This is a genomic window from Candidatus Symbiopectobacterium sp. NZEC135, from assembly GCF_025962695.1.
Genome location: NZ_JAGFPF010000592.1, coordinates 1 through 1,161 on the forward strand (window position 1 = coordinate 1; position 1,161 = coordinate 1,161).

2 protein-coding genes are annotated in these 1,161 nt (G+C 50.5%); both read left to right on the forward strand.

Annotated elements, in window-relative coordinates:
• Positions 1 to 826 (forward strand): 3-phenylpropionate dioxygenase (locus J5224_RS29010; RefSeq protein ID WP_264628546.1); only part of this gene is annotated, 826 nt, incomplete at its 5' end.
• Between the two features lie 111 nt (positions 827 to 937).
• A partial coding sequence (locus tag J5224_RS29015) for a hypothetical protein (RefSeq protein WP_264628547.1) occupies positions 938 to 1,161 on the forward strand: 224 nt, incomplete at its 3' end.

The window sequence follows — 1,161 nt, forward strand, 5'->3', positions numbered from 1 at the left end:
TGGCTGGAACCTTGGCGATCGCATCGCCTGCTGGTATCACGGCGTTGAGGTTGCGGGAGATGGTGTGGTCAAGGATGTACCCGCCGTTGAACGCTGCCCGTTAGTCGGGCAACGGGTGGTGGTGAGCTATCAGGTTAAAGAAGCTCATGGTGCCATTTTTCTTTGGTTCGGTATTACCGCCAACCAGGAAGCGGAGCCGTTGGTGTTTCCTGAAGAGCTGACCGACGGAGAAACTTTCAGTCATTTTCTCTGTACTGCCGCCTGGCGCTGTAACTACCAGTATGCGCTGGAAAATGTGATGGACCCGATGCACGGAACTTACCTGCATTCCGCGTCTCATTCCATGGCGCAGGGGGCGCGTAAAGCGGAGATGGTGCTCGATCCGACATCAAGCGGTTTTATCTTCAGAAAAAAAAACCAATCTGGGGTTAATTTTGATTGGGTTGAGTTAGGTATCAGCGGCGCTTACTGGATGCGGCTCTCGATCCCCTATCAAAAACGTTTCGGCCCCGGCGGCCCTTTCTGGATTGTCAGCATGGTGGTGCCGGAGGATAACGATAACTGCCGCGTTTTTTTCTGGCGCATTCGCCGTGTGGTCGGCTGGCAGCGTGATATGTGGCGTTTTATGTACCGAAACCGTTTGGAGAAATTGCATTGGGCCGTGCTGGAACAGGATCGCATCTTGCTGGAGAACCTGGCGCCGGACGCGAGCGCTTACGAATACCTCTACCAGCATGATGTGGGGCTCTCTCGCTTGCGTCGAATGATGCAAAAAACGGCAAAAACACAGGTGGCAGAGCGGGAAACACAGCCCGCGTTGCGCTAATCGGTGAAGATGCGGTGCCTTGCTCAGATTGTGAACAATAAATGAAAGATTATACGTTTATCACCCTATAGCATTATCGCTGGATTTAATAACGGAAAGGTATCAGCGGTAATGATGAGTATTTCGGCAGTAAACAGTAATCAAATCAGTGCGGTGAATAGAGAGACGGTAACCAGTGCTAAAACTGTCCACATTAAAGATGTTTCCACACTAAAGGCAACGTTGAAAGATGTGAAGAACAGCATAGAGGATTTTTGTAAGGGTCTTGATAAACCAGGGATCTTTAAACCGGGTGAAGAGAGTTTTAATCGTCTAAGGGCCGCTTTGGAACGCGT